Here is a 21,569-nt window from a genome sequence, read left to right on the forward strand (position 1 = left end):
GAGGAGCCGTCAGATCCAGCCCATCCGGCGGGCGACGGCGCAGGCGTCGTGGCGGTTGGCCGCGCCGAGCTTGGTGACGGCGCTGGAGAGGTAGTTGCGGACGGTGCCGGGGGAGAGGGAGGCGCGGGCAGCGATCTCGTCGACGGGTGCGCCGTCGGCGGCGAGCTCCAGGACGTCGGCCTCCCGCGGCGTGAGCGGGCTGTCGCCGGCGGCGATCGCCTCGGTGGCGAGGTCGGGGTCGACGTACCGACCGCCCCCGTGGACGGTCCGGACCACCCGGGCGAGGGTCGCGGCGGAGGTGGTCTTCGGGAGGAAGCCGCGGACGCCGGCCGCGAGCGCGCGCTTGAGGTGGCCGGGCCGGCCGTGGCTGGTCACGATGACCGTGCCGCAGGCGGGGAGGTCGCGGGCGAGCCGCTCGGCGACCGCGATGCCGTCGAGGTCGGGCATCTGCAGGTCGAGGACCGCGACGTCGACGCCGGCGTGGACCGCGGCGGCCACCGCCTCGGGCCCGTCGGCCGCCTGGGCGACCACCTCGAGGTCGTCCTCGAGGGCGAGCATCTGGGCGAGGGCCTCGCGGATGAGGTTCTCGTCGTCGGCGAGCAGCACGCGGATGGGGGTCGAGGTCGAGGTCGGGGACGCAGTCACGGCAGCACCATCCGGACGGTGAACAGGTGGCCGTCGCGGGTGGCCTCGAGGCCGGCGCCGAGCGCGGCGAGCCGGGCTCGTACGCCGGCGAGGCCGGTGCCGCCCCCGGACTCGGGCCCACCGGACCCACCGGCCGGCAGGGCGCCGTCGTTGCGCACGGCCAGCACGCGGTCGGCGTACGACACCTCCACGCACGTCGCACGGGAGTGCCGCAGCACATTGGTGACCGCCTCGCGCACGACCCAGGCCGCTGGCTCGTGCCAGTCCTCGGGCAGCCCGTCGACGGCGACGGTCGCGTCGATCCCCGCCGAGCGGAGCAGCGACACGGCGCCGTCGAGCTCCTGGGCGAGGTCGACCGCGCGGTAGCCGCGGGCCAGCTCGCGCGCCTCCTTCAGACCGTCGTGGGCCAGCGAGCGCACCTCGAGCATCCGGTCGGCGGCCCGGTCGTCCCCGCGTCCGGCGAGCGTGGCGGCGAGCTCGGCCTGGACGGCGATCGTGGCGAGCCGCCGGCCCAGCACGTCGTGCACGTCGCGGGAGAACCGCAGCCGCTCCTCGGCCACCGCCAGCGCGGCCTCGGCGTCCCGGCCGCGGTCGAGCTCGACGACGATGTCGAGCAGCCACAGCGACAGGCGGACGGTGAGCATGAAGAAGCCGCCGGCGAGCAGCCCGTACGTCGCGGTCGGGAGGTCGTCGCCCGGCAGCCAGGCGGCGAGCCCGACGGCCACGATCGTCGCCCAGGCGACCCGCTGGTCGCGGTAGCCGCCCAGCCCCCAGGCGAGGGAGAAGGCGACGACGAGACCGGCCGCCTGGGGCAGGTCGGTCGGCAGGGCGCTCGCGGCTGCCACCGCGACGACGGCCAGCCCGACGAGGACCGCGGTGCTGCGGACCGGGACCGGTCCGACCTGCGGGTAGAGCCGGATCGCGTCGCGCATCGCCCACCCGCCGGCCACGCTCAGCACGACGGCGCCGGCGACGAACGCGGCGTACGCCGTCGGGTGGCCGTCGATCGCCGGCAGCGCGCCGAGCACCAGCACGCCGTTCATCAGCGCCGCGATGACGTAGAGCGACTGGCGCGTGTAGAGGTCCACCCGCTCCACCTGGCCGCGCTCGGCCCAGGAGCCGCGCCACCACCGTCCCGCCGCCACGGGACCGACCCTAGCGACCGGCGGCGCCGCCACCTCCGCGCTCGCCACGGCCGGTCACGACCGGGGCTCCCAGCGCATCGAGCGCCGGGCCAGGTAGATCGCGACGGCCGCCCAGGCGACCAGGACGAGCAGCGGCTGGCCGGCGGCGGACCAGGTGCCGGCGAAGTCGAGGGTCCGCTCGACGTCGTCGGTGCCGAAGCCGAACCAGCTCACCCGCACCAGGTCGGTCATCGCCGCGCCCGGGGTCAGGTCGGTGAACCGGCGCACCTCGTCGGGGAAGCCGATCGCGACCTGGCCCAGCACCGCCAGCAGGATCACCGGCATGCTGGTGATCTGCGCGGCCTCGGCGTTCTTCGTCCAGGCCGCCGTCCACAGCGCGAACGCCGCGAAGAGCAGCAGCGTGACGACGACGGTGAGGGCGTAGAGCAGCGGGTTCAACGGCGCGGGCTGCCCGAGCAGCATCGCGAACGGCACCGCGACGAGCGCCGTCGCCAGCGCGATCACCAGGCCGGGCAGCGCGAGGGAGGCGATGATCTCCGCGTCGGTGCTCTCGCCGGTGCGCAGCCGCTTGAGGACCAGCTCGTCGCGGCGCGTGACCAGCTGGGAGAGCAGGTTGTAGAAGACGGGGAACAGCGCGGCCATCATCAGCGCGGTCACGATCGCGGCCGCGCCGGCGCCGTTGGAGCCGTCCCCGGAGTCGCCGAGCAGGAGCAGCAGGAGCGGCGCCAGCGGGATCACGACGGCGTACGTCAGCGTGAGCTTGTTGCGCACCACCAGCGTCGCGTTGGCGCGGGCCAGGCCGGCGGTGCGGGAGAGCGAGAGCGTGGTCATCGGTCGGCTCCTTCCAGAGCGCGGTCGTCGGTGTGGGCACCCGAGGCGATGGCGAGGAAGACCGACTCGAGGGTGGCGCTGCGGGCCTCCAGGCCGGCCAGGCGTACGCCGCCGTCGGCCGCGGCCGCGAGCAGCGCGGTGAGCGTCGCCTGCAGGTCGTCGGACTCGATCGTGGTCCGGCCGTGGTCGGCGGCGACCCGCCGGACGGCGGTCAGGCCGGCGAGGTCGGGCAGGCCGGCCGGGGCGGCTCCCTCGAACCGGATCGTCGAGGGGTGGTCGGCGCCGAGCTGGGCCGGCGTGCCCTCGCGGACGATCCGGCCGGCGTGCATGATCGCCACCCGGTCGGCCAGCGTCTCGGCCTCCTCGAGGTGGTGGGTGGTCAGCAGGACCGAGCAGCCGCGGTCGCGCAGGCGGGCGACCAGGTCCCACACGCGTCGCCGGCTCTCCGGGTCGAGGCCTGTGGTCGGCTCGTCGAGGAGCACGACCTCGGGCTCGCCGAGCAGCGTGCAGGCCAGGTCGAGCCGGCGCAGCTCGCCGCCCGACAGGCTGCGGACGCTCACGTCCACGCGGTCGGTCAGGTCGAGCTCGGCCAGCGCGTCCTCGACCGGTCGCGGCGCGGTCATCGTCGCGGACCACATCCGCAGGGTCTCACCGACGGTCAGGTCCGCGGGGAACCCGCTGGTCTGCAGCAGCACGCCGGTGCGGCGGCGTACCTCCGCCCGGTCCGCGACCGGGTCCAGCCCCAGCACCCGGACCTCGCCTGCGGTCGGCGGCGCCAGCCCCTCGACCACCTCGAGCGCGGAGGTCTTGCCGGCGCCGTTGGTGCCCAGCAGGGCGACGACCGTGCCCGGCTCGACGACGAGGTCGACGCCGCGCACCGCCTCGAAGGCGGTCGTGCCGGTGCCGTAGCTGCGGCGCAGGCCGCGGACCTCGATGTGCAGGTCGGGGGGTGCGGAGGTGGTCATGGCTCCACCCTCCCGGCGGACCGGACGAGGAGCCAGTGCGCCCGCTCACCGGTTCCGCATGACGTTTGTCAGGTGGCGACCCGCAGACACCAGCGGCGGCCGTGGTTACCCTCCGGTACGTGACGACGCCCTCGTTCGACCTCGGTCCTGACCACCTCGAGCTCCGGAGCTGGGTCCACTCCTTCGCTGCCGACGTCATCCGCCCGGCCGCGGCCGAGTGGGACGAGCGCGAGGAGTTCCCCTGGCCGGTGCTGGAGGAGGCCGCGAAGATCGGCCTCTACTCCCTCGACTTCTTCGCCACCCAGAGCTTCGACGAGACCGGGCTCGGCATCCCGGTGACGATGGAGGAGCTGTTCTGGGGCGACGCCGGCATCGGCCTCGCGATCGTCGGCACGGCCCTGGCCGCGGCCGGCGTCAGCGCGAACGGCACGCCCGAGCAGGTCGGCGAGTGGGTGCCGCAGATGTTCGGCGAGCCCGGCGACCTGCGACTCGGCGCGTTCTGCTCCTCCGAGCCCGACGCCGGCAGCGACGTGGGCGCCATGCGCACCCGCGCGACGTACGACGAGGCCACCGACGAGTGGGTCATCAACGGCACCAAGACCTGGGCGACCAACGGCGGGCTCGCCGACGTGCACGTCGTGACCGCCGTCGTCGACCCCGACCTGCGCGCCCGCGGGCAGGCGTCGTTCGTCGTGCCGCCGGGGACCAAGGGGCTCAGCCAGGGCCAGAAGTTCCACAAGCACGGCATCCGCGCCTCGCACACCGCCGAGGTCGTCCTCGACCGGGTGCGCGTGCCCGGCCGGTGCCTGCTCGGCGGCAAGGAGAAGCTCGACGCCCGCCTCGCCCGCGCCCGCGAGGGCACCCGCGCCGGCGGCAACGCCAGCATGGCGACGTTCGAGCGCACCCGTCCTGCCGTCGGCGCGCAGGCCGTCGGCATCGCGCGGGCGGCGTACGAGGTCGCGCTGGACTACGCGAGGACCCGCGAGCAGTTCGGCCGCCCGATCATCGAGAACCAGGCGATCGCCTTCGCGCTGGCCGACATGAAGACCGCGATCGACGCGGCCCGGCTGCTGGTGTGGCGCGCCGCCTGGATGGCCAGCCAGGGCAAGACGTTCGAGGCGGCCGAGGGGTCGATGTCCAAGCTCGTCGCCGGCGAGACCGCGGTGAAGGTGACCGGCCAGGCCATGCAGATCCTCGGCGGCAACGGCTTCACCCGGGAGTACCCCGTCGAGCGGATGGCCCGCGACGCCAAGATCTACACGATCTTCGAGGGCACCTCGGAGATCCAGCGGCTCGTCATCGCGCGCGCGATCTCGGGCGCGCAGATCCGTTGATCGGCGGTCACCGCACGCCGAACACCCGGGTCCGCCGGGGGCCGTCGGCAGGGACGATCAACACGGAGTAGCGGGTCGTCCTGCGGCCGTTGTGGTCGGTGATCCGAAACCACCGGTGGTTCCCCTCCGCGACCCTCGCGGTCCGGATGCGCTGCCGGCCCGTGCCGTCGTGCCGGGAGAGCCGGACGCGGACGGCACCGCCCGCGCTGACGTTGTCGACGCGGATCCGGTCGTCCCCGTTGCGGGCGTTCTCCGACCGGATGTCGATCGGCTCCGGCAGCGAGCAGCGCCGGACGGCGGCCGCGGCGCGCTCGGGGTGGCCACCCCCGCAGCTGTCGAGCCAGTAGCCCTGGGCGACGACCGGTCCGGCGGTGCCGACGAGCGCGCCGGTCGGGTCCATCACCGTCGCGACCACCGAGAACTCGCCCCGGTCCATCACGAGGACCTCGAACGTCGCCACGCCGGCCTCGTCGGTCACGGCGGTCGTCGTCGCCGGCTCGGTCACGCCCGGGCCGGTGCGGGTGACCTCGGCGACGAGGTCGGGGACGGGCTCGCCGTCGCGGGTCGCGGTGAGGGTCGCCGGAGTCGGCTGCCCGACCGCCGCGTGCGGCACGAGCAGCGTGACCAGGACGTCGGACGGCGTCGGCGGCGTGGGAGCGGGGGCGTCGGCGGCGGCCGGCACGACCGGCGCCGTGAGCGCGACGGCGAGCAGCGAGCTGCCCACCAGCAGGAGCAGCCGGCGCATCAGGCGGCGCTGCCGGAGCCGTCGACGACCACGGTCTCGTCGTCGGGCGTCTCGCCGCCGAGCACGGCGAGCAACCGGCCGACGGCGGCCTCGGTGTAGGGCTCGAGCGCACCGTCGGCGCCGAGGTCGAAGCGGCTGAGGAAGACGACGTGGTTGTCGACCCGCGCCGCGGACAGGCGGATCGCCACCGGGAGCTCGACGCCCTGGGTCGAGGCGGTCCCGGTCGCGGTGATGTTGAGCTGCTCCTCGACTTCGTCGGACGACGTCTCCTCGTCGCTGTCCACCGAGAGCGAGAAGGACACCTCGTCCTCGGACACCTCGATGTCGGTGCAGTCGGCCAGCGCCGTCCGGAGCCGCTCGAACCGCTCCGTCACGTCGTCGACGGAGCCGTACGACGACACCCCGCTGTCCACGGTCGGCGACTCGAGGTCGTTGACGGCGGCGTACGACACCTCCGCCTTGGCCTCCGCCTCCTCCAGGTCCTCGTCGACCGCGTCGAGGCAGCCGAGGTCGGTCTCCGGCTCGTCCGCGTCGTCGCTGTCGTCCTCGCTGTCGTCGTCCTCGTCGACGACGAAGCCGGGGCCGAGGTTCTCGATCGACAGGACGGCCTGGTCGACCTGCTCCTGGTCCAGCACGACGACGCCGTCACCGGAGCCCTCGGACCCGGCGTCGGAGCCGCAGCCGGCGAGACCCGCGGTGAGCACGACGCCCGCGGCCAGCGCGGCCAGGCGCGGACGGCGCGGGCGGGCCAGGGCGGAGGAGCGGCTGGAGAAGGGGGACATGGCGACCTCGGGGAAGCGGGACGGCGGGGAGTGGACCGTACCCCGGCGCCCGGACCGGGCCCCGGCAGAGGATCAGCCGGCGGCGTCGAACCGCAGGCCGAGGGCGTCGCGGACGTCGTCGCAGGTGAGACCTGCGGCGTCGAGGAAGCGCCGCAGGTCGGCCGGGTCGACGTCGCCGCCGGGGCCGGACGAGCGCTGGAGCAGGTCGCCGCCGACGGCGAGCATCGCCTCGGCCTCGGAGCAGCCGATCCGGCGGTACGACTCCAGCAGGCGGCGGTCGGCCTCGGGCAACCAGGCGAAGGGGTCGGTCATGCGGGCGTCTCCTCGTGCGGGCACTGGCGGTGCGGCGGTCGCGACGGGGTGCGGACCCCCGAGCATCCCCCCGGCTCGGGAGGTCCGCCGGTCAAGTGTCAGTCGCTCCGGCGCCGGGACGAGCCGTTCGGGCTGCTGGGCGCCGACTCCGGACGTTCCCGAACACGTCCCGCACACGGCGTACGGCTCCTAGGCTGGTCACCGCAGGCACGCAGCAGGCAGCGACGCACTCATCCGGGAGGGGCGCACGTGCACGTCGACGACACCCGTCGCGAACCCCCTCGCCCACCGGCGGCGCACCCCGGGGCCGGCAGCCGGTGGGACCGGTTCGCCGAGGAGCTGCAGGTGCTGCGGCGGGCGGCGGGCGAGCCGTCCTTCGCCGAGATCGCCCGCCGCGTCGCGGAGCAGCGGGTCGCCGACGGCCTCGACGAGCACGCGGCGCGGGTCGCGCGGACCACGGTGTACGACGCGTTCCGCACCGGCCGCGCCCGGGTGAACGTGCCGCTGGTGCGCGAGATCGTCCGCGCCCTCGACGGTGACCCGGCGCTGGTGGACGCGTGGTTGCGCGACCCCCGGCCTGCCCCGACCTCCGCTACCGACCTCGACCCGGCTCCGGCCCCGGCCGAGCCGCCACGTGCGGAGGCCGAACCGGTTGCCGAGCGGCCCCGGCGTCGCCAGGTGCTCCTGCTGCTCCTCGCGTGCGTGGCGGTGAACCTCGTCGGGCGCGAGGTGGTCGTGCTGCTCGCGCTGCCGGCCCACCTCGACATGGTCGGGACGGCGCTGGCGGCGTTCGCCCTCGGGCCCTGGTACGGGGCGGGCGTCGGCCTGACCACCAACATCGCGGGCTCCATGTCGAGCGGCGCGATCTCCTTGCCGTTCGCCGTGGTCAACATCCTCGGCGCGCTGCTGTGGGGCTGGGGCGTCCGCCGGTGGGGGATGGGCCGCACGCTGCCGCGGTTCCTCGGTCTCAACGTGCTGGTGGCCGTCGCGTGCAGCCTGGTCGCGGTGCCGATCCTGCTGCTCGTCCTCGACGGCTCCGTCGGCCACGGCCAGGAGTCGATCCGGCAGACGGTGGAGGCGTACGGCGCCGAGCTGGTCGTCGCGGTAGGCGCGTCGAACCTGCTGGTCTCGCTCGGCGACAAGCTGATCAGCGGCTTCGTCGCCCTCGTCGCGCTGTCCGGCCTGCCCGCCTCGCTGCGGCGGGATGCAGCGCTGCCGCTCGTCGTCGCGCCGTCCGCGCCGGACGCGCCGGCCGCGCCGAACCGGCCGGACACCGGGTGAGGCAGCGCTTCCGCGGTCGGATCGCGGGGATCGGCACGACGAGCGGCGTGCGGGTGGTGGTCGGGCACTGGCACGACACGCCGCTCGGGGCGTTCGCCGACGCGATGGTCGAGACCCCGGCGGGCCACCGGGTGCTGCTCGCGCCGCACGAGGACGCCGCGGAGTTCATCGCCGCGACCTACACCTTCGACGAGGTGCGGATCGAGCCGTTCGCCGTCACCGACGCGGCCGGGCGCTGGGCGGTCCGGTCGGACTCGCTGACGCTCGACCTGGCCGTTGGCCACCGGACCGCGCTCGGGCGGCTGCTGCGCCTGGTGCCGGACGGGCTGGCCACCTCGCCGGCGTTCTGCACGCTCACCGACCCGGTCGCCCGGGTTGTCCTGGACGGCGTGCGCACGCGCGGCTCGGCGGCGGGGTCGCGGCGGGAGTGGTACGGCGCGACCGACCACCACGCCGTCGCCGCCGCCGGCGGCACGTTCGACGGCGTACCCCTCGGCGACCTCACCCGCGTCGAGCCGCCCCCGCGCTTCGGGTTCTCCTCGACCCCGGCCCGCCCCTCGGTCACCGCCGTCGTCACGACCGTCCAGCTCTGACCCGGGCCGAGCACTACTTCTGGGCCTCCGCACCCCCTTCTGGGCCGATGCATTGACCCGGAAGGGGGTGCGTACCACCTATAGGTGGGACGCGACCACCGGCCCTAGGCCCGCACCGCCGGCATGACGGTCTCGGTGACGAGCCGCAGCGACGCCCAGGAGGGGTCGGCGGGGAGGCCGCCGCAGGCGGGGTGGTTGGTGACGAGGCGGACCTCGCGGGACCGGATCCGCTCGACCAGGTCGTCGGGGGTGCAGACGAGGTAGACGCCGGTCCGCACCATCTCCTCGACAGTGGTGGAGGGGTCGAGGACGTGGGAGGCGGCGTCGCCGTGCCAGGCCTGGTACGCCGTGGCGTCGGCGAGCAGGTGGTGGCCCCAGCGCTCCCAGAACTCCTCGGGCCGCTCGGCGCAGAACACGTTCGCCGGGCCGGCCGGGGCGGTCAGCACGATCCCGGGCTCGCGGCCGAGCTCGCGGCACGCGGCGACGTACTCCTCCTTCAGCGCGGGGTCGGAGTGCTGCGGCTGGAAGGACAGCCCGAGCCGGGCGGCGCGCCGGGCGGCGGCAGGCGTGCCGCCGCCGTAGAGGAGGAAGGGGTGCGGGTCGCTGAACGGACGCGGCGTGACCCGGCCGGTCGCCCACGCGTCCAGCATCGTGGTGATCGCGGCCTCGAGGTCGCGGCCGCGGGTGCGCCACGGCTTGCCGAACAGCGCGTACTCCACCTCGCGGTAGCCCAGCCCGAGCGTGAAGCCGACCCGCCCGCCGCTGAGGTGGTCGAGCACGGCGATGTCCTCGGCCAGCCGCAGCGGGTCGTGCAGGTTCGGCAGGAGCGCGGCGACGGTGATCGGGACCCGCTGGGTGACCGCGGCCATCGCGGAGGCGACGAGCAGCGGGGAGGGGAGGTAGCCGTCCTCGGCCGCGTGGTGCTCGGACAGCATGATCGCGTCGTGGCCGTGCGCGTCGACGTACGCCGCCTGCTCCAGCGACCGGGCGTAGACCTCCTGCCGGGTGGCGGCGTCGCCGCCGGGGACGCGGAAGTCGTAGCGGGTCACGAACGAGGCTCTACCGGGCATGGGCTACAGGGTGACGCTCCGGTTGACCCACGTCGAGGACACGACCATCCCGACCTTCTCGTAGAGGCCGCGCGCACCGGCGCGGGTGTCGGTCGAGAGGTAGCAGCGGGCCGCGCCGTGCTCGCGCGCCCGCCCGAACGCGTCGACGAGCATCGCCGGCGCCAGCCCGCGGCCGCGGTGGTCGGGGCGGACCGCGATCCGGGCGACGTACGCCGCGTCCCCGGCGAGGTGGACGTGGGTCGCGCCGACGAGGTCCTCGCCGTGCAGCAGCAGCCGCAGGTTCCACGGCTCGAAGCCGGGGCGGTCCCACACCCGGGCGCCGAAGTCGGCCAACGACATCCGGTCACGGTCCGACCACTCGAGGAAGGCGTCCTCGACGAGCGTCCACGCCGCCTCGTGGTCGGCCGCGGTCGCGTCCCGCAGCGCGTACCCCTCCGGCAGCGGCCGCGCCTCGACCTCCGCGCCCTCGGGCAGCTCGAGGTCCCAGGCGGTCCAGCGCACCTCGTAGCCGAGGTCGGCCATCAGCCGGTCGGCCGCGCTCCCCTCCGGCACCTGCGTCCCGACGCGGGTGGACCCGGCCGCGCGGGCCTTGTCCTGGACCCACCGCGCGAGCGCCGTGCCGATGCCGCGGCCGTGGTGGTCGGGGTGCACGGCGGTGTAGGCGACGTCGGGCGCGGAGAGGTCGGCGTACGCCACGAGCCGGTCGCCGTCGAGGACACCGACGGTGCTCGACGAGATGTCGTACGACGGCCGCTGCCAGTCCGCGACCACGTCCTCCAGCGTCAGCTCGGCCTCGCCGAGCTCGGCGACCTCCTCGGCGGCGACGACCGCGTGCACGGCCTCGGCGTCGGCCATCGTCAGCGGTCGGCTGGTGAGGCCGGCGGGCAGGCCGGGCAGGCCGGGCAGCCCGGTCGGGGCGGGGTCGGTCATGCGGGAGATGAGACCACGGGAACGGCGGACGGGGCCGCCCCTTTTTCCAGGGCGGCCCCGTCCGGGGTGCTGCGGGTCGCGTCCGTGGGGACGCTGTGCGTCGGGGCGGTGCGTCAGGCGTTCTTGATCGCCGAGACGTCGAACTCGAGCTTGATCTTCTCCGAGACGAGGACGCCGCCGGTCTCCAGCGCGGCGTTCCAGGTCAGGCCCCAGTCCTTGCGGTTGATGGCGGTGCTGCCCTCGAAGCCGACGCGGAGGTTGCCGAAGGGGTCCTGCGCGGAGCCGGTCTCGTCGAAGGCGACGGTGACGGGCTTGGTGGTGCCCGCGATGGTGAGGTCGCCGGTGATCGCCCAGGTGTCGGCGTCGACCTTCTCGACCTGGGTCGAGCGGAAGGTGATCTCGGGGTTCTTCTCGGCGTCGAAGAAGTCGGCCGAGACCAGGTGGCCGTCGCGGTCCGCGGAGCCGGTGTCGATGCTCGCGGTCTTGATGGTCAGCGAGACCGAGGAGGCGGCGGGGTTCGCGGCGTCGATGTGGGCGGTGCCCTCGAACTCCTTGAACGCGCCGCGGACGGTGGTGACCATCGCGTGGCGGGCGCTGAAGCCGATCCGGCTGTGCGAGGCGTCGATGGTGTAGTCGCCGGTGATGTCCTCGACGGCGGTGGTGGCGGCGTCGAAGACCGGCTCGGCGGTGGCGGTGTCGGACTTGCGGCTGAAGATGCTCATGCGGGGCTCCTGAGGTTGCGGTCGTTGCCTCGGGTGCGGTCCGAGGCTCGTTCAAAGTTCAACTAGTCGAACGGACCGCGGTCCGGTTTGATTCCCGAACCGCACGTGTGGTCTGGACCACGGCCGCGCACGGTCGCGCACGGCGTGAGCAACGCAGCAGCCGCGCACCCCGAGGTGGGGTGCGCGGCTGCGGTGCGGTGGTCGGTCCGGCCGCCTCAGGCGGCGGAGCGGACGGCCGCCGTCCGGGCGGACAAGCCGCTGGGCTCGAGCCAGCGCGCCTCCATCCGGGTGCGACCGCGACTGTCGACGACGGGCACCCAGTGCATGGTGGGGCGCGCGTGCGGCCTCGTGGTCACCGTGGATTCCTGCATGGGACACCTCCTGTTCACCTTCTGTTCACCAAGAGTAGCTCGTCCCCACCCAAAGGGCCAGGGGATCGCTGAAGGCGGCACGACGCCCCACCTCGACGGTGAGGCGGGCCGCTGGGTGCTTCGTGCGCTCCCGGGCACGCTCGGGCTGCGGTCCCGGCCCCGTCGCGTCGCCGGGGCGGTCGTGTCGGTGACCCAGCGCACCGCGACGCGGAAGAGCGGCCCGACACGCCGAACCTCTACGGTGGGGAGGGTGAGCACCACCGACGACGCCTCTGCCCCCACGACCACCTTCGCGGACCTGGGCCTCGACGACGCCGTGCTGCGCGCGCTGAAGGACGTCGGCTACGAGACGCCCTCGCCCATCCAGGCCGCCACCATCCCGCCGCTCCTCGAGGGCCGCGACGTGGTCGGCCTGGCGCAGACCGGCACCGGCAAGACCGCCGCGTTCGCGCTGCCGATCCTCAGCAAGCTCGACCTCAAGCAGAAGACGCCGCAGGCGCTCGTGCTCGCCCCGACCCGTGAGCTCGCGCTCCAGGTGTGCGAGGCGTTCGAGCGCTACGCCGCGCACCGCAAGGGCGTCCACGTCCTGCCGGTCTACGGCGGCCAGGCGTACGGCGTGCAGCTCTCCGCTCTGCGTCGCGGTGTCCACGTCGTCGTCGGCACGCCGGGCCGGATCATGGACCACCTCGACAAGGGCACGCTCGACCTCTCCGAGCTGCGGTTCCTCGTGCTCGACGAGGCCGACGAGATGCTCAACATGGGCTTCGCCGAGGACGTCGAGACGATCCTCGCGAGCACGCCCGAGGACAAGAACGTCGCGCTGTTCTCCGCGACGATGCCCGCGCAGATCCGCCGGCTGTCGAAGTCCTACCTGCGCGACCCGCAGGAGATCACTGTCAAGGCGAGCACCACGACGGCCGCGAACATCACCCAGCGCTACCTGCTCGTCAGCTACCCGCAGAAGGTCGACGCGCTCACGCGCATCCTCGAGGTCGAGAACTTCGAGGGGATGATCGTCTTCGTCCGCACCAAGCACGAGACCGAGACGCTCGCCGAGAAGCTGCGCGCCCGCGGGTTCTCCGCCGCCGCGATCAACGGCGACGTCGCCCAGGCCGTGCGCGAGCGCACGGTCAACCAGCTGAAGTCGGGCAAGCTCGACATCCTCGTCGCCACCGACGTCGCCGCCCGCGGCCTCGACGTCGAGCGGATCAGCCACGTCGTCAACTACGACATCCCGACCGACACCGAGTCCTACGTCCACCGCATCGGCCGCACCGGCCGCGCGGGCCGGACCGGCGACGCGATCTCGTTCGTCACCCCGCGCGAGCGCTACCTGCTCAAGCACATCGAGAAGGCGACCAAGCAGCCGCTCACCCAGATGCCGCTGCCGAACGTCGACGACGTCAACGCCACGCGGCTCTCCCGCTTCGACGACGCGATCACCGCGGCGCTCGGGCAGGCCGACCGGATCGAGAAGTTCCGCGACATCATCGGGCACTACGTCAAGGAGTACGACGTGCCCGAGGTCGACGTGGCCGCCGCGCTCGCGGTCGTGGCCCAGGGTGACACCCCGCTGCTGCTCGACCCGGCCGCCGAGGCGCGCCCGCAACGCCTCGACGACCGCCCGGACCGCAAGGACCGCGGCGACCGGCCCGAGCGCGGCGAGCGTCGCCCGCGCGGCCGCACCGACGTGCCGATGGCGACGTACCGCATCAACGTCGGCAAGCGGCACAAGGTCGAGCCCCGCCAGATCGTCGGCGCCATCGCCAACGAGGGCGGCCTCCAGCGGGCCGACTTCGGGCACATCCAGATCCGTCCGGACTTCTCGCTCGTGGAGCTGCCGGCCGACCTGTCCCCGACCGTGCTGAAGAAGCTCGAGGACACCCGGATCTCCGGCAAGCTCATCGAGCTGCAGCCCGACCGCGGCCCCGGCCGCACCGACCGCCCCGACCGCAAGCCGCGCCACAAGGGCTGACGAGGACGCGCCCTCCCCGTCCGGTCCCTGCGGGACTGGTTGTCCACAGGTCCGCGCGGGGTGGCGGGGTAGTCCGTGACGTTCCGCAGGTGGGTCCGGCCCGATCCCCTGCCGAACGTCACGGACTACAGCGACGGCGGCCGGCGGGGATCGACCAGCCGGCGCGACCGGCTCAGAGCAGCGCCGCCACCATCGCGGAGGCGGCGACCTGGCCGGAGGCGGCGGCGATGAGCACCGACGCCATCGGCATGGGCAGCGCGGCGGTGTGCGCCATGTCGCCGGCGGCGTGGACGAACGGGCGGCTGGTGCGGCCCATGACGTCGACCTCGACGCAGCCCGACGGGAGCGTCGCGAGGCCGAGCTGCTTGGCGAACGGCGCGGCCTGGGTGCTCGTCGGCACGACGAAGACGCCGGCGTGCTCCTCGGTCGAGCCGTCCGCGAAGGTCACGGTCGCCCCGCCGGCGCTGCGGCAGAACCCGACGACCGGTTCGGGCCGCACCTCGACGCTCGCAGGCAGGTCTGCCTCGACGGGCGCGCCGTCGGCGAGGACGGTCAGCCGCGAGGCGACGGGGGCCATGATCCGGGTCAGGTGACCCGCCGCCGGCCCGCCGCCGAGCACGGCGACCGGGCGGCCGGCGTACTCGTGACCGTGGCAGAACGGGCAGTGCGCCGCCTCCCGCCCCCACAGGTCGGCCAGCCCCGGCTTGTCGGGCAGCGCGTCGCGCAGCCCGGTGGCGAGCACCAGCCCGCGGCTCCGGACCGCGCTGCCGTCGGCGAGGTGCACTGCGTGACCCGCTCCGTCGGGGCCGTCGGCGTGGATGCGCTCGACGGCGACGTCGCGCACGGTGACGGTGTCGTACGCCGCGAGCTCGGCGTGGACGGCCGCCCGCAGGTCGGCGGGCGGGGTGCCGTCGTGGCTGAGGAAGTTGTGCATGGCGTCGACCGTCGCGTTGCGGTAGCTGCCGCTGTCGAGCAGCAGCACCGACCGGTGCACGCGGCCGAGGGTGAGGGCGGCCTGGAGGCCGGCGGGTCCGCCGCCGACGACGACCGCGTCGTAGAGGTGCTCGAGTGACTTGTCCATGGCCAGGAGTCTGTGAGTTCATGTCGACATGAAGTCAAGTGATCGCGTGCAGCCCTTCTCCGTCGGCGACCTGGCGGGCCGGTTCGGGCTGGCGACCCACGTGCTGCGGCACTGGGAGGACGTGGGGCTGCTGACCCCGGCCCGGGACTCCGCGGGGCGCCGTCGGTACGGCCAGGACGAGGTCGTGCGGGTGGCGGTGATCCTCCGCAGCAAGGCCGCCGGCATGAGCCTCGAGCAGATCGCGGTGATGCTCGACGCCGAGGCGGCCGACCGCCACGAGGTGCTGCAGGCACACCTCGACGACCTCGACCGGCGGATGCGCGAGATGGAGCGGTCGCGGGAGATGACTGAGCACGCGCTGCGGTGCGGGGCGCACGACATCGCGACCTGCCCGCGGTTCAAGGCGGCCGTGACCGACCTGCTCGAGGGCCGGCTCGAGGCGTTCCCCACCGGCCAGCAGATCCACGCGATGCTCGGCTGAGGGCGGCTGTCGCCACCGCCTGGTAGAAGGGTCCGCATGCGACCTCTCGGGCACCTCGCCGTCGCGGCCGTCCTCCTCGTCGGAGCGGCGGCGGCCGGCTGCAGCGCGGACGGCGACGACGGTCCGGAGCCCGACGAGGCCGCGGCGACGCTCGCCGGCGCGCTGGCGACCGGCGACCTGGCGGACGTGGCGTTCGCCGACGGCGCGCCGGAGGAGCCGCAGGCGGCGTACGACGAGGTCGTCGCGGGCCTCGGCGTCGGCGATGACCTCCGACCCACCGTCGAGGTCGGCGACGTGCGCGAGGGCGAGGACGGGTCGGCGACCGCGATGCTCACCTGGACCTGGCCGCTCCTCGACGGCGCAGAGGCATGGACCTACGAGTCCGAGGCCGCCCTGGTGGAGGCGGAGGAGGACTGGCGGGTCGCCTGGGAACGCTCGCTGGTCGAGCCGAGCCTGGCCGAGGACGAGGTGCTGGACCGCACGACGATCGCGGCGGCCCGCGGCGACATCACCGGCACCGGCGGCACCCCGCTGGTCACCGCCCGCCCGGTCGTGGCCATGGGCGTGGACCGGGCGCGGGCGAGCCGGCGCGAGGCCGTGGCCGACGCGCGCGGGCTGGCGCGGCTGGCCGGCCTCGACGTGGAGGGGTACGCCGCGCGGGTGCGGCAGGCGGGCGACAAGGCGTTCGTCGAGGCGATCACCTACCGCCGTGGCGAGATCCCACCGGCCGTGGCGCAGGGCATCGGCGCGCTCGACAGCGTCATCAGCATCCCGGGCGAGCGGCCGCTCGCGCCGACGCGCGAGTTCGCGGCGCCGATCCTGGGCACGGTCGGCGAGGTGACCGCGGAGATGGTCGCCGAGGACCCGTCCCTGCGACCGGGCGACCGGGCGGGTCTCTCCGGGCTGCAGGCCCGCTACGAGGACCAGCTCCGCGGCACGCCGGGTGTCGTGGTGGACGCGCTGGGCCCGGGCGGGGAGGAGCGCGAGCTGTTCCGCCTCGACGCGACCGCCGGCGACGAGCTCGCGCTCACCCTCGACGCCGACCTGCAGCAGGCCGCCGAACGCGTGCTGGCCGACGTCGGCCCGGGAAGTGCCCTGGTCGCGGTGCGGCCCAGCGACGGCGCCCTGCTTGCCGCGGCGAACGGACCGGGCACCGACGGCTACAACATCGCGACCTACGGCCAGCTCGCGCCGGGCTCGACGTTCAAGACCGTCACCAGCCTGGCGCTGCTGCGCGCCGGCCTCGACCCCACGAGCGCCGTGCCGTGCACGCCGACGCTGACCGTCGACGGCCGGTCGTTCACCAACTACTCCGACTACCCCGCCGCCGCGCTCGGCCGGATCCCGCTGCGGACCGCGGTGGCGAACAGCTGCAACACCGCCTTCATCTCCCAGCGCGACCGGCTCGAGCGCACCGGCGCCGACGACCTGGCTGCGGCGGCCGCGTCCCTCGGCCTCGGGGTCGACCACGACCTCGGGTTCCCGGCGTACTTCGGCAGCGTCGAGCCGCCCTCCTCCGAGACCCAGGCTGCCGCGGACCTCATCGGGCAGGGCGCCGTGCTGGCCTCGCCGATGGCGGTGGCGACGGTCATGGCCAGCGTGCAGGCCGGGGAGACGGTCGTGCCGCGGCTGCTCGAGCAGGTCGAGGTGGCGGTGCCCGAGGGCGTCGAGCCGGTGCGCAGGCGGGAGGTGGCCGCCCTGCGGACGATGCTGCGCGCGGTGGTGACCGAGGGCAGCGGGTCGGCCCTCGCCGACGTGCCGGGCCCGCCGGTGATCGCGAAGACCGGGACCGCGGAGTTCGAGGACGACGGCCGGATCGACACCCACGCCTGGATGGCCGCGGCCCAGGGCGACCTCGCGGTGGCGGTCTTCGTCGAGCGCGGCGCGTCGGGCTCGCGGACGGCCGGACCGCTGCTCGAGGCGTTCCTGCGAGCGGCCCGGTGAGGGAGTCGCAGCGGGTCTCGAGACGGTTCCGGGCGGAACCTCCTCAACCAGCCGGGACGTGAGAACGGCCCGCCGGCCCGGGGGTTGAGGACCGGGTCGGCGGGCCGTGCGGCCCGGCCGCGACGTGGGGGACAGCGCGGTCGGACAAGGGAGAACCCCTCGCCGCATGGGGTCGGCAAGGGGTTCAGTGCCGCCTTCTAGGTGCTCCCTCCGAAGTCGACATGCACAGCATTCCACGCAGGTCCTGGGGTGTCAGCGATTTCGTCGAGAACGCCGAGGTGACAGGCTTCACGCCATGACCGGACCAGACCGCCTGCCCCTGCTCGACGACGCCCAGCGCGACCTGTTCGTGGGGGGCCGGTGGCGACCGGCGGAGGCCGGCGCCCGGTTCGAGGTGCTCGACCCGGCCGACGGCTCGGTGCTCACCGACGTGGCCGACGGCTCGGTCGCCGACGCCCGGTCGGCCCTCGACGCGGCCGTCGCCGCGCAGGCCGACTGGGCCCGGACGGCGCCCCGGGAGCGCGGCGAGATCCTGCGGCGCGCCTTCGAGCTGGTCGCGCAGCGCGCCGACGACTTCGCGCTGCTGATGAGCCTGGAGATGGGCAAGCCGGTGTCGGAGGCGAAGGGGGAGGTGACGTACGGCAACGAGTTCTTCCGCTGGTTCTCCGAGGAGGCGGTGCGCATCCACGGCCGCTACATGCCGAACCCCGCCGGTGGGAGCCGGCTGCTGACCCTGAAGAAGCCGGTCGGGCCGTGCCTGTTCGTGACCCCGTGGAACTTCCCGCTCGCCATGGGCACCCGCAAGATCGGCCCGGCCATCGCCGCCGGCTGCACGATGGTGGTCAAGCCGGCCGCGCAGACCCCGCTGACGATGCTGGCCCTGGCGGCGGTGCTCGCCGAGGCCGGGTTGCCCGACGGCGTGCTCAACGTCGTGCCGTCCACGCACGCCGCCGAGATCAGCGAGGCGCTCCAGGCCGACGACCGGCTGCGGAAGGTGTCGTTCACCGGCTCGACCGCCGTCGGCCGGGTGATGGTCCGCCAGTCCGCCGAGCGGCTCCAGCGGGTCAGCATGGAGCTCGGCGGCAACGCGCCGTTCCTCGTCTTCGCCGACGCCGACCTCGACGCCGCGGTCGACGGCGCGATGGTCGCCAAGATGCGCAACATGGGCGAGGCCTGCACCGCCGCGAACCGGTTCCTCGTGCACGCCGACGTCGCCGAGGAGTTCGGCCGCCGGCTCGGCGAGCGGATGGGCGCGCTGCGCCTGGGTCGCGGCCAGGACGAGGGCACCGACGTCGGCCCGCTCATCGACGAGAAGGCCGTGGCGTCGGTGACCGAGCTGGTCGGCGGCGCCGTCCAGGACGGCGCGCGCGTGGTCGTCGGCGGCGAGCCCCACGAGGGGCCGGGCTACTTCTACCCGCCGACCGTGCTGCTCGACGTGCCCCAGGGATCCGCCATCAACGCCGAGGAGATCTTCGGCCCGGTCGCGCCGATCACGACGTTCGAGACCGAGGAGGAGGCGGTGGCGAAGGCCAACGACACCGAGTACGGCCTGGCCTCCTACGTCTACACCCGCGACCTGGCCCGCACCATCCGGCTGGCGGAGTCGCTGGAGTTCGGCATGGTCGGCGTCAACACCGGCCTGATCTCCAACCCCGCCGCGCCGTTCGGCGGCGTCAAGGCCAGCGGCTTCGGCCGCGAGGGCGGCTTCGAGGGCATCGAGGAGTACCTCGAGACGACCTACGTCGCCCTCCCCGCCGGCTGAGGCGGCCCGGGACCTTCAGGGCAGCGCGGCGAGCCAGCGGTCCCAGCCGCGGGCGAGGGGGTCGCGGCCCTGGACCGGCGGGTGGTCGTTGGTCCACCAGGCGAAGACGTCGGCGACCGGCCCCGCCTGGCGCAGCCGGACCGTCACCGACAGGTCCAGCGCGGGCGCGACGGCGGCGCGGGCCGCGAGCGCCAGCGGCCGGAGCAGCGGGGCGTACCGGTCGGGCACCAGGTCGCTCGGCAGGACCGGGCCGCCCGGCAGGTCGACGGTGACGTCGAGCAGCACGTCGTCGTGGACGGCCAGCTCCCAGCGCGCAGCCGGCACGCGGAGCGACGGCGAGACGAGCGAGCGCTGCACGCGGCGCAGCAGCTCCAGGTCCAGCGGCCCCACCTTGCGGTCGAACGTCGCAGCGTGCGGGACCGCGCTGAACCGCCACGTCGTGGCGCGGTCGCCGTACGTCGTCCGGCCGGCCTCCTGCGCGTCGTGCAGCAGCCCGCCGCCGGCGTCGACGGCCACCGTCGTCCGGGACGTCTCGACCCGCCACGTGACGGCGCCGAGCACGGCGTCGGCGACGCGGCGGTGGTCGGCCAGGACGCGCCGTACGCCGGAGCGGAGCGTCTCGTCGGCGAGGAGCACGTCGGCGCGGTCGCGGGCGTCGCGCAGCTCGAGCCGGTAGGACGACCACCCCTGCGCCGCCGCCGCGCGGGCCACGCCGCGGACGACCGTCACGGCGCGGGCCGCGCTGGTGCCGGGCTCGAGGACCACCGCCACGACGGCGCCCCGGTCGCGGGAGGGGCCGCTCACCTCGACCTCGGTGACCGGGTCGAGCCGGCCGACCTGGGCCCGGACGTCTTGCGCCTCGTCCACGGCCGGCTCCGCGCACGCGCCGAGGACGGCGACGCCCATCGCCAGCAGGGCAGCGCACGCCGCCGGCCGTCCCCCCCAGGTCGCCATCCCGCCATCGTGAGGCGTGGCGGGGCGGGCGTCCCGCCTTCGTCGAGATGCAGGGGTGTTCCTTGAGGTTCGCCGGGCGGGCGGGCGAGGGCCGTGCGGTGCCAGGATGCGGGGATGGAGCCGTACGCCGAGCCGCGCGCGCAGTACCTCCGCTTCGCGCGCGAGGCCGACGACTCGCCGTGCTTCCGCGACTGGTCGCTCGCGATCGCCGAGGACCCCGAGGTGCTGGCCTGGCTGGCCGCCCTGCCTGCGGGCAAGGCGCAGCCCAACCTGGTGCTGGCCGCGGCCCGGTGGCACGGCGTACCCGCTCCCGGTCCGTACGCCGCGCTCCGCGAGGCGCTGCTCGGCCCGGCGTCGGCGGCGATCCGGGCGACGGTGCTGGAGCGGCGCACCCAGACCAACGAGGTACGCCGCCTGGCGACCCTCGTCCCGGCGTTCGCCGCGCTGGCTGCCGACGGAGGCGCGCCCGACGAGCCGGTGGCGCTGGTCGAGGTCGGCGCGAGCGCGGGGCTGTGCCTCTACCCGGACCGCTGGGGCTACCGGTGGACCGACCCCGCGGGCCGCACGCTGGCCGAGGCGCCGCGCGCCGGCGCCGGCGAGCTGAGCTGCACCGTCGACCTGCACCCGGGCGCGGCCGGCCCGCCGGCGTACCCCTCCGCGCCGCCGGCCGTCGCCTGGCGCGCGGGCCTCGACCTGCACCCGCTCGACGTGACCGACCCCGACACGACCGGCTGGCTGGAGACGCTCGTGTGGCCCGAGCACGACGACCGTCGCGAGCTGCTCCGGCGCGCGGTCGAGGTGGCGCGGGCCGACCCGCCGGACCTGCGCGAGGGCGACCTGCTGACCGGCCTCCCCGCGCTGGTGGAGGAGGCGGCCGCGCACGGCCCGGTGGTGGTCTTCCACAGCGCGGTGGTGGCCTACCTGGTCGAGGAGGACCGGGCTCGGTTCCACGACCTGATGACCGACCTCGTCGCGGCCGGCGCCTGCCGGTGGGTCAGCAACGAGGGCCCGAACGTGCTGCCGCGGGTCACCGCGACCGGTCCGGAGCCGCCCGCGACGCCGACGTTCGTGCTCGGGGTCAACGGGCGGGCGGCCGCCTGGACCCACGGTCACGGCCGGTCGATGACCTGGCTGTGAGGCGGCTGGGAGACTGGGTACCCGCACCCCGCGACCGCGCCGTTCCGCCACCCTCTCCATCACCCTCTCGGAGGACCGCATGACCCAGACCCGAGGCCGCATGCGCTCGACGAGCGTCGCGATCGGCGTGACCGCGGTGGTCGCCGCGGGCCTCACCGGCTGCGCCTCCTCCTCGGCCGACTACGCGGCCGTGTGCGTCGACCCCGAGACCGAGCAGCGCGTCGACGACGACCAGTGCGACGACGACCGCGACTACACCGGTGTCGGCACCGGCTTCTTCTGGTACTACCTCGGCGCCAGCTCGCGCGTCCCCGCCCTCGGCGCGCCCGTCTCCGGCGGCACCTGGAACGGCTCGGCGCTCTCCGGGCGGGTCCAGCGCGGCGGGCTCCCGTCCACCGGCGGCTCGACGGTCAAGTCGACCACCAAGACCGGTGGCTTCGGCGGCAGCAACCGCGGCTTCTCCGGCTGACTCGCCGCCCGACCCACGCCCGCCCTCGGCGTCCTCCTCC

The 21,569-nt window shown here is 74.9% G+C and carries 22 protein-coding genes; 9 read left to right on the plus strand and 13 right to left on the minus strand.

The window, feature by feature from the left end:
* Positions 1-9 precede the first annotated feature (9 nt).
* The 4 genes from G6553_RS04820 to G6553_RS04835 are packed head-to-tail and all read right to left on the minus strand — an operon-like array spanning position 10 to position 3,586.
* Positions 10-645, minus strand: coding sequence for a response regulator transcription factor (locus G6553_RS04820; protein WP_347565499.1), 636 nt, complete (start codon positions 643-645; stop codon positions 10-12).
* Positions 642-1,790, minus strand: coding sequence for a histidine kinase (locus tag G6553_RS22030; RefSeq protein WP_166189641.1), 1,149 nt, complete (start codon positions 1,788-1,790; stop codon positions 642-644). Before G6553_RS22030 ends, G6553_RS04820 begins: the two co-directional genes overlap by 4 nt.
* 54 nt (positions 1,791-1,844) lie before the next feature.
* Positions 1,845-2,621: an ABC transporter permease gene (locus G6553_RS04830; protein WP_166189643.1), complete on the minus strand. Its 777-nt coding sequence runs from the start codon at positions 2,619-2,621 to the stop codon at positions 1,845-1,847.
* The gene (locus G6553_RS04835) at positions 2,618-3,586 is read right to left on the minus strand and encodes an ABC transporter ATP-binding protein (protein ID WP_166189644.1); all 969 of its coding nucleotides are present in this window, start codon (positions 3,584-3,586) and stop codon (positions 2,618-2,620) included. The genes G6553_RS04830 and G6553_RS04835 overlap by 4 nt, the downstream gene beginning before the upstream one ends.
* Before the next feature lie 119 nt (positions 3,587-3,705).
* Here G6553_RS04835 and G6553_RS04840 point away from each other — a divergent pair, with 119 nt between their 5' ends.
* The gene (locus G6553_RS04840; protein WP_166189647.1) at positions 3,706-4,920 is read left to right on the plus strand and encodes an acyl-CoA dehydrogenase family protein; all 1,215 of its coding nucleotides are present in this window, start codon (positions 3,706-3,708) and stop codon (positions 4,918-4,920) included.
* Positions 4,921-4,927: 7 nt separating this feature from the next.
* Here the strand turns inward: G6553_RS04840 and G6553_RS04845 are convergent, their stop codons facing one another.
* The 3 genes from G6553_RS04845 to G6553_RS04855 form a co-directional block, all read right to left on the minus strand.
* Positions 4,928-5,665, minus strand: a complete 738-nt coding sequence (locus G6553_RS04845; RefSeq protein WP_166189649.1) for a hypothetical protein — start codon at positions 5,663-5,665, stop codon at positions 4,928-4,930.
* The gene (locus G6553_RS04850) at positions 5,665-6,447 is read right to left on the minus strand and encodes a hypothetical protein (protein WP_166189650.1); all 783 of its coding nucleotides are present in this window, start codon (positions 6,445-6,447) and stop codon (positions 5,665-5,667) included. Before G6553_RS04850 ends, G6553_RS04845 begins: the two co-directional genes overlap by 1 nt.
* A gap of 72 nt (positions 6,448-6,519) precedes the next feature.
* Complete coding sequence (locus G6553_RS04855) at positions 6,520-6,759, minus strand: hypothetical protein (protein ID WP_166189652.1); 240 nt, start codon at positions 6,757-6,759, stop codon at positions 6,520-6,522.
* Positions 6,760-7,008: 249 nt separating this feature from the next.
* Between G6553_RS04855 and G6553_RS04860 the strand changes: the two genes are divergently transcribed.
* Entirely contained in the window at positions 7,009-8,040 is a 1,032-nt protein-coding gene (locus G6553_RS04860; RefSeq protein WP_166189654.1) for an ECF transporter S component, read from the plus strand.
* Positions 8,037-8,633 carry a hypothetical protein gene (locus G6553_RS04865; protein ID WP_166189656.1) on the plus strand — a complete coding sequence of 199 codons (597 nt, stop codon included), beginning with the start codon at positions 8,037-8,039 and terminating at the stop codon, positions 8,631-8,633. Before G6553_RS04860 ends, G6553_RS04865 begins: the two co-directional genes overlap by 4 nt.
* 104 nt (positions 8,634-8,737) lie before the next feature.
* Here G6553_RS04865 and G6553_RS04870 read toward each other — a convergent pair whose 3' ends face one another.
* The 4 genes from G6553_RS04870 to G6553_RS04885 form a co-directional block, all read right to left on the minus strand.
* Positions 8,738-9,703, minus strand: coding sequence for an LLM class flavin-dependent oxidoreductase (locus G6553_RS04870; RefSeq protein ID WP_166189657.1), 966 nt, complete (start codon positions 9,701-9,703; stop codon positions 8,738-8,740).
* Positions 9,704-9,706: 3 nt separating this feature from the next.
* Positions 9,707-10,633 carry a GNAT family N-acetyltransferase gene (locus G6553_RS04875; RefSeq protein ID WP_166189659.1) on the minus strand — a complete coding sequence of 309 codons (927 nt, stop codon included), beginning with the start codon at positions 10,631-10,633 and terminating at the stop codon, positions 9,707-9,709.
* Between the two features lie 113 nt (positions 10,634-10,746).
* Positions 10,747-11,355 (minus strand): YceI family protein, encoded by a 609-nt coding sequence (locus G6553_RS04880; RefSeq protein ID WP_166189661.1) that lies wholly within the window; start codon positions 11,353-11,355, stop codon positions 10,747-10,749.
* A gap of 215 nt (positions 11,356-11,570) precedes the next feature.
* Complete coding sequence (locus G6553_RS04885) at positions 11,571-11,726, minus strand: hypothetical protein (protein ID WP_166189662.1); 156 nt, start codon at positions 11,724-11,726, stop codon at positions 11,571-11,573.
* A 250-nt stretch (positions 11,727-11,976) separates the two neighbouring features.
* Here G6553_RS04885 and G6553_RS04890 point away from each other — a divergent pair, with 250 nt between their 5' ends.
* On the plus strand, positions 11,977-13,701 hold the full coding sequence (locus G6553_RS04890) for a DEAD/DEAH box helicase (RefSeq protein WP_166189664.1): 1,725 nt from the start codon (positions 11,977-11,979) through the stop codon (positions 13,699-13,701).
* 172 nt (positions 13,702-13,873) lie between these two features.
* Here G6553_RS04890 and G6553_RS04895 read toward each other — a convergent pair whose 3' ends face one another.
* Positions 13,874-14,782: an NAD(P)/FAD-dependent oxidoreductase gene (locus tag G6553_RS04895; RefSeq protein ID WP_166189666.1), complete on the minus strand. Its 909-nt coding sequence runs from the start codon at positions 14,780-14,782 to the stop codon at positions 13,874-13,876.
* 46 nt (positions 14,783-14,828) lie between these two features.
* On the opposite strand from G6553_RS04895, the gene G6553_RS04900 reads away from it, so the two are divergent.
* The 3 genes from G6553_RS04900 (at position 14,829) to G6553_RS04910 (ending at position 18,969) form a co-directional block, all read left to right on the plus strand.
* Positions 14,829-15,263, plus strand: a complete 435-nt coding sequence (locus tag G6553_RS04900) for a MerR family transcriptional regulator (RefSeq protein WP_347565500.1) — start codon at positions 14,829-14,831, stop codon at positions 15,261-15,263.
* A gap of 36 nt (positions 15,264-15,299) precedes the next feature.
* Positions 15,300-17,207, plus strand: coding sequence for a penicillin-binding transpeptidase domain-containing protein (locus G6553_RS04905; RefSeq protein ID WP_166189670.1), 1,908 nt, complete (start codon positions 15,300-15,302; stop codon positions 17,205-17,207).
* A gap of 295 nt (positions 17,208-17,502) precedes the next feature.
* The gene (locus G6553_RS04910; RefSeq protein ID WP_166189671.1) at positions 17,503-18,969 is read left to right on the plus strand and encodes an NAD-dependent succinate-semialdehyde dehydrogenase; all 1,467 of its coding nucleotides are present in this window, start codon (positions 17,503-17,505) and stop codon (positions 18,967-18,969) included.
* 15 nt (positions 18,970-18,984) lie between these two features.
* Here the strand turns inward: G6553_RS04910 and G6553_RS04915 are convergent, their stop codons facing one another.
* On the minus strand, positions 18,985-19,923 hold the full coding sequence (locus G6553_RS04915; RefSeq protein WP_166189673.1) for a hypothetical protein: 939 nt from the start codon (positions 19,921-19,923) through the stop codon (positions 18,985-18,987).
* Positions 19,924-20,037: 114 nt separating this feature from the next.
* On the opposite strand from G6553_RS04915, the gene G6553_RS04920 reads away from it, so the two are divergent.
* The gene (locus tag G6553_RS04920; RefSeq protein WP_166189675.1) at positions 20,038-21,060 is read left to right on the plus strand and encodes a DUF2332 domain-containing protein; all 1,023 of its coding nucleotides are present in this window, start codon (positions 20,038-20,040) and stop codon (positions 21,058-21,060) included.
* Positions 21,061-21,139: 79 nt separating this feature from the next.
* A complete protein-coding gene (locus G6553_RS04925) occupies positions 21,140-21,529 on the plus strand; it encodes a hypothetical protein (RefSeq protein ID WP_166189677.1) in 390 nt (129 codons plus the stop codon).
* The last annotated feature ends 40 nt before the right edge of the window (positions 21,530-21,569 follow it).

This window comes from Nocardioides sp. IC4_145 (genome assembly GCF_011250565.1).
In the GTDB taxonomy this organism is placed as follows: domain Bacteria; phylum Actinomycetota; class Actinomycetes; order Propionibacteriales; family Nocardioidaceae; genus Nocardioides.

Bases quoted from the DNA above. Each gene is read 5' to 3' on its own strand.
- G6553_RS04830 (WP_166189643.1), bottom strand. From the start codon at position 2,621: ATGACCACGCTCTCGCTCTCCCGCACCGCCGGCCTGGCCCGCGCCAAC.
- G6553_RS04835 (WP_166189644.1), bottom strand. From the start codon at position 3,586: ATGACCACCTCCGCACCCCCCGACCTGCACATCGAGGTCCGCGGCCTG.
- G6553_RS04845 (WP_166189649.1), bottom strand. From the start codon at position 5,665: ATGCGCCGGCTGCTCCTGCTGGTGGGCAGCTCGCTGCTCGCCGTCGCG.
- G6553_RS04850 (WP_166189650.1), bottom strand. From the start codon at position 6,447: ATGTCCCCCTTCTCCAGCCGCTCCTCCGCCCTGGCCCGCCCGCGCCGT.
- G6553_RS04855 (WP_166189652.1), bottom strand. From the start codon at position 6,759: ATGACCGACCCCTTCGCCTGGTTGCCCGAGGCCGACCGCCGCCTGCTG.
- G6553_RS04870 (WP_166189657.1), bottom strand. From the start codon at position 9,703: ATGCCCGGTAGAGCCTCGTTCGTGACCCGCTACGACTTCCGCGTCCCC.
- G6553_RS04875 (WP_166189659.1), bottom strand. From the start codon at position 10,633: ATGACCGACCCCGCCCCGACCGGGCTGCCCGGCCTGCCCGGCCTGCCC.
- G6553_RS04880 (WP_166189661.1), bottom strand. From the start codon at position 11,355: ATGAGCATCTTCAGCCGCAAGTCCGACACCGCCACCGCCGAGCCGGTC.
- G6553_RS04885 (WP_166189662.1), bottom strand. From the start codon at position 11,726: ATGCAGGAATCCACGGTGACCACGAGGCCGCACGCGCGCCCCACCATG.
- G6553_RS04895 (WP_166189666.1), bottom strand. From the start codon at position 14,782: ATGGACAAGTCACTCGAGCACCTCTACGACGCGGTCGTCGTCGGCGGC.
- G6553_RS04905 (WP_166189670.1), top strand. From the start codon at position 15,300: ATGCGACCTCTCGGGCACCTCGCCGTCGCGGCCGTCCTCCTCGTCGGA.
- G6553_RS04910 (WP_166189671.1), top strand. From the start codon at position 17,503: ATGACCGGACCAGACCGCCTGCCCCTGCTCGACGACGCCCAGCGCGAC.
- G6553_RS04915 (WP_166189673.1), bottom strand. From the start codon at position 19,923: ATGGCGACCTGGGGGGGACGGCCGGCGGCGTGCGCTGCCCTGCTGGCG.
- G6553_RS04920 (WP_166189675.1), top strand. From the start codon at position 20,038: ATGGAGCCGTACGCCGAGCCGCGCGCGCAGTACCTCCGCTTCGCGCGC.
- G6553_RS04925 (WP_166189677.1), top strand. From the start codon at position 21,140: ATGACCCAGACCCGAGGCCGCATGCGCTCGACGAGCGTCGCGATCGGC.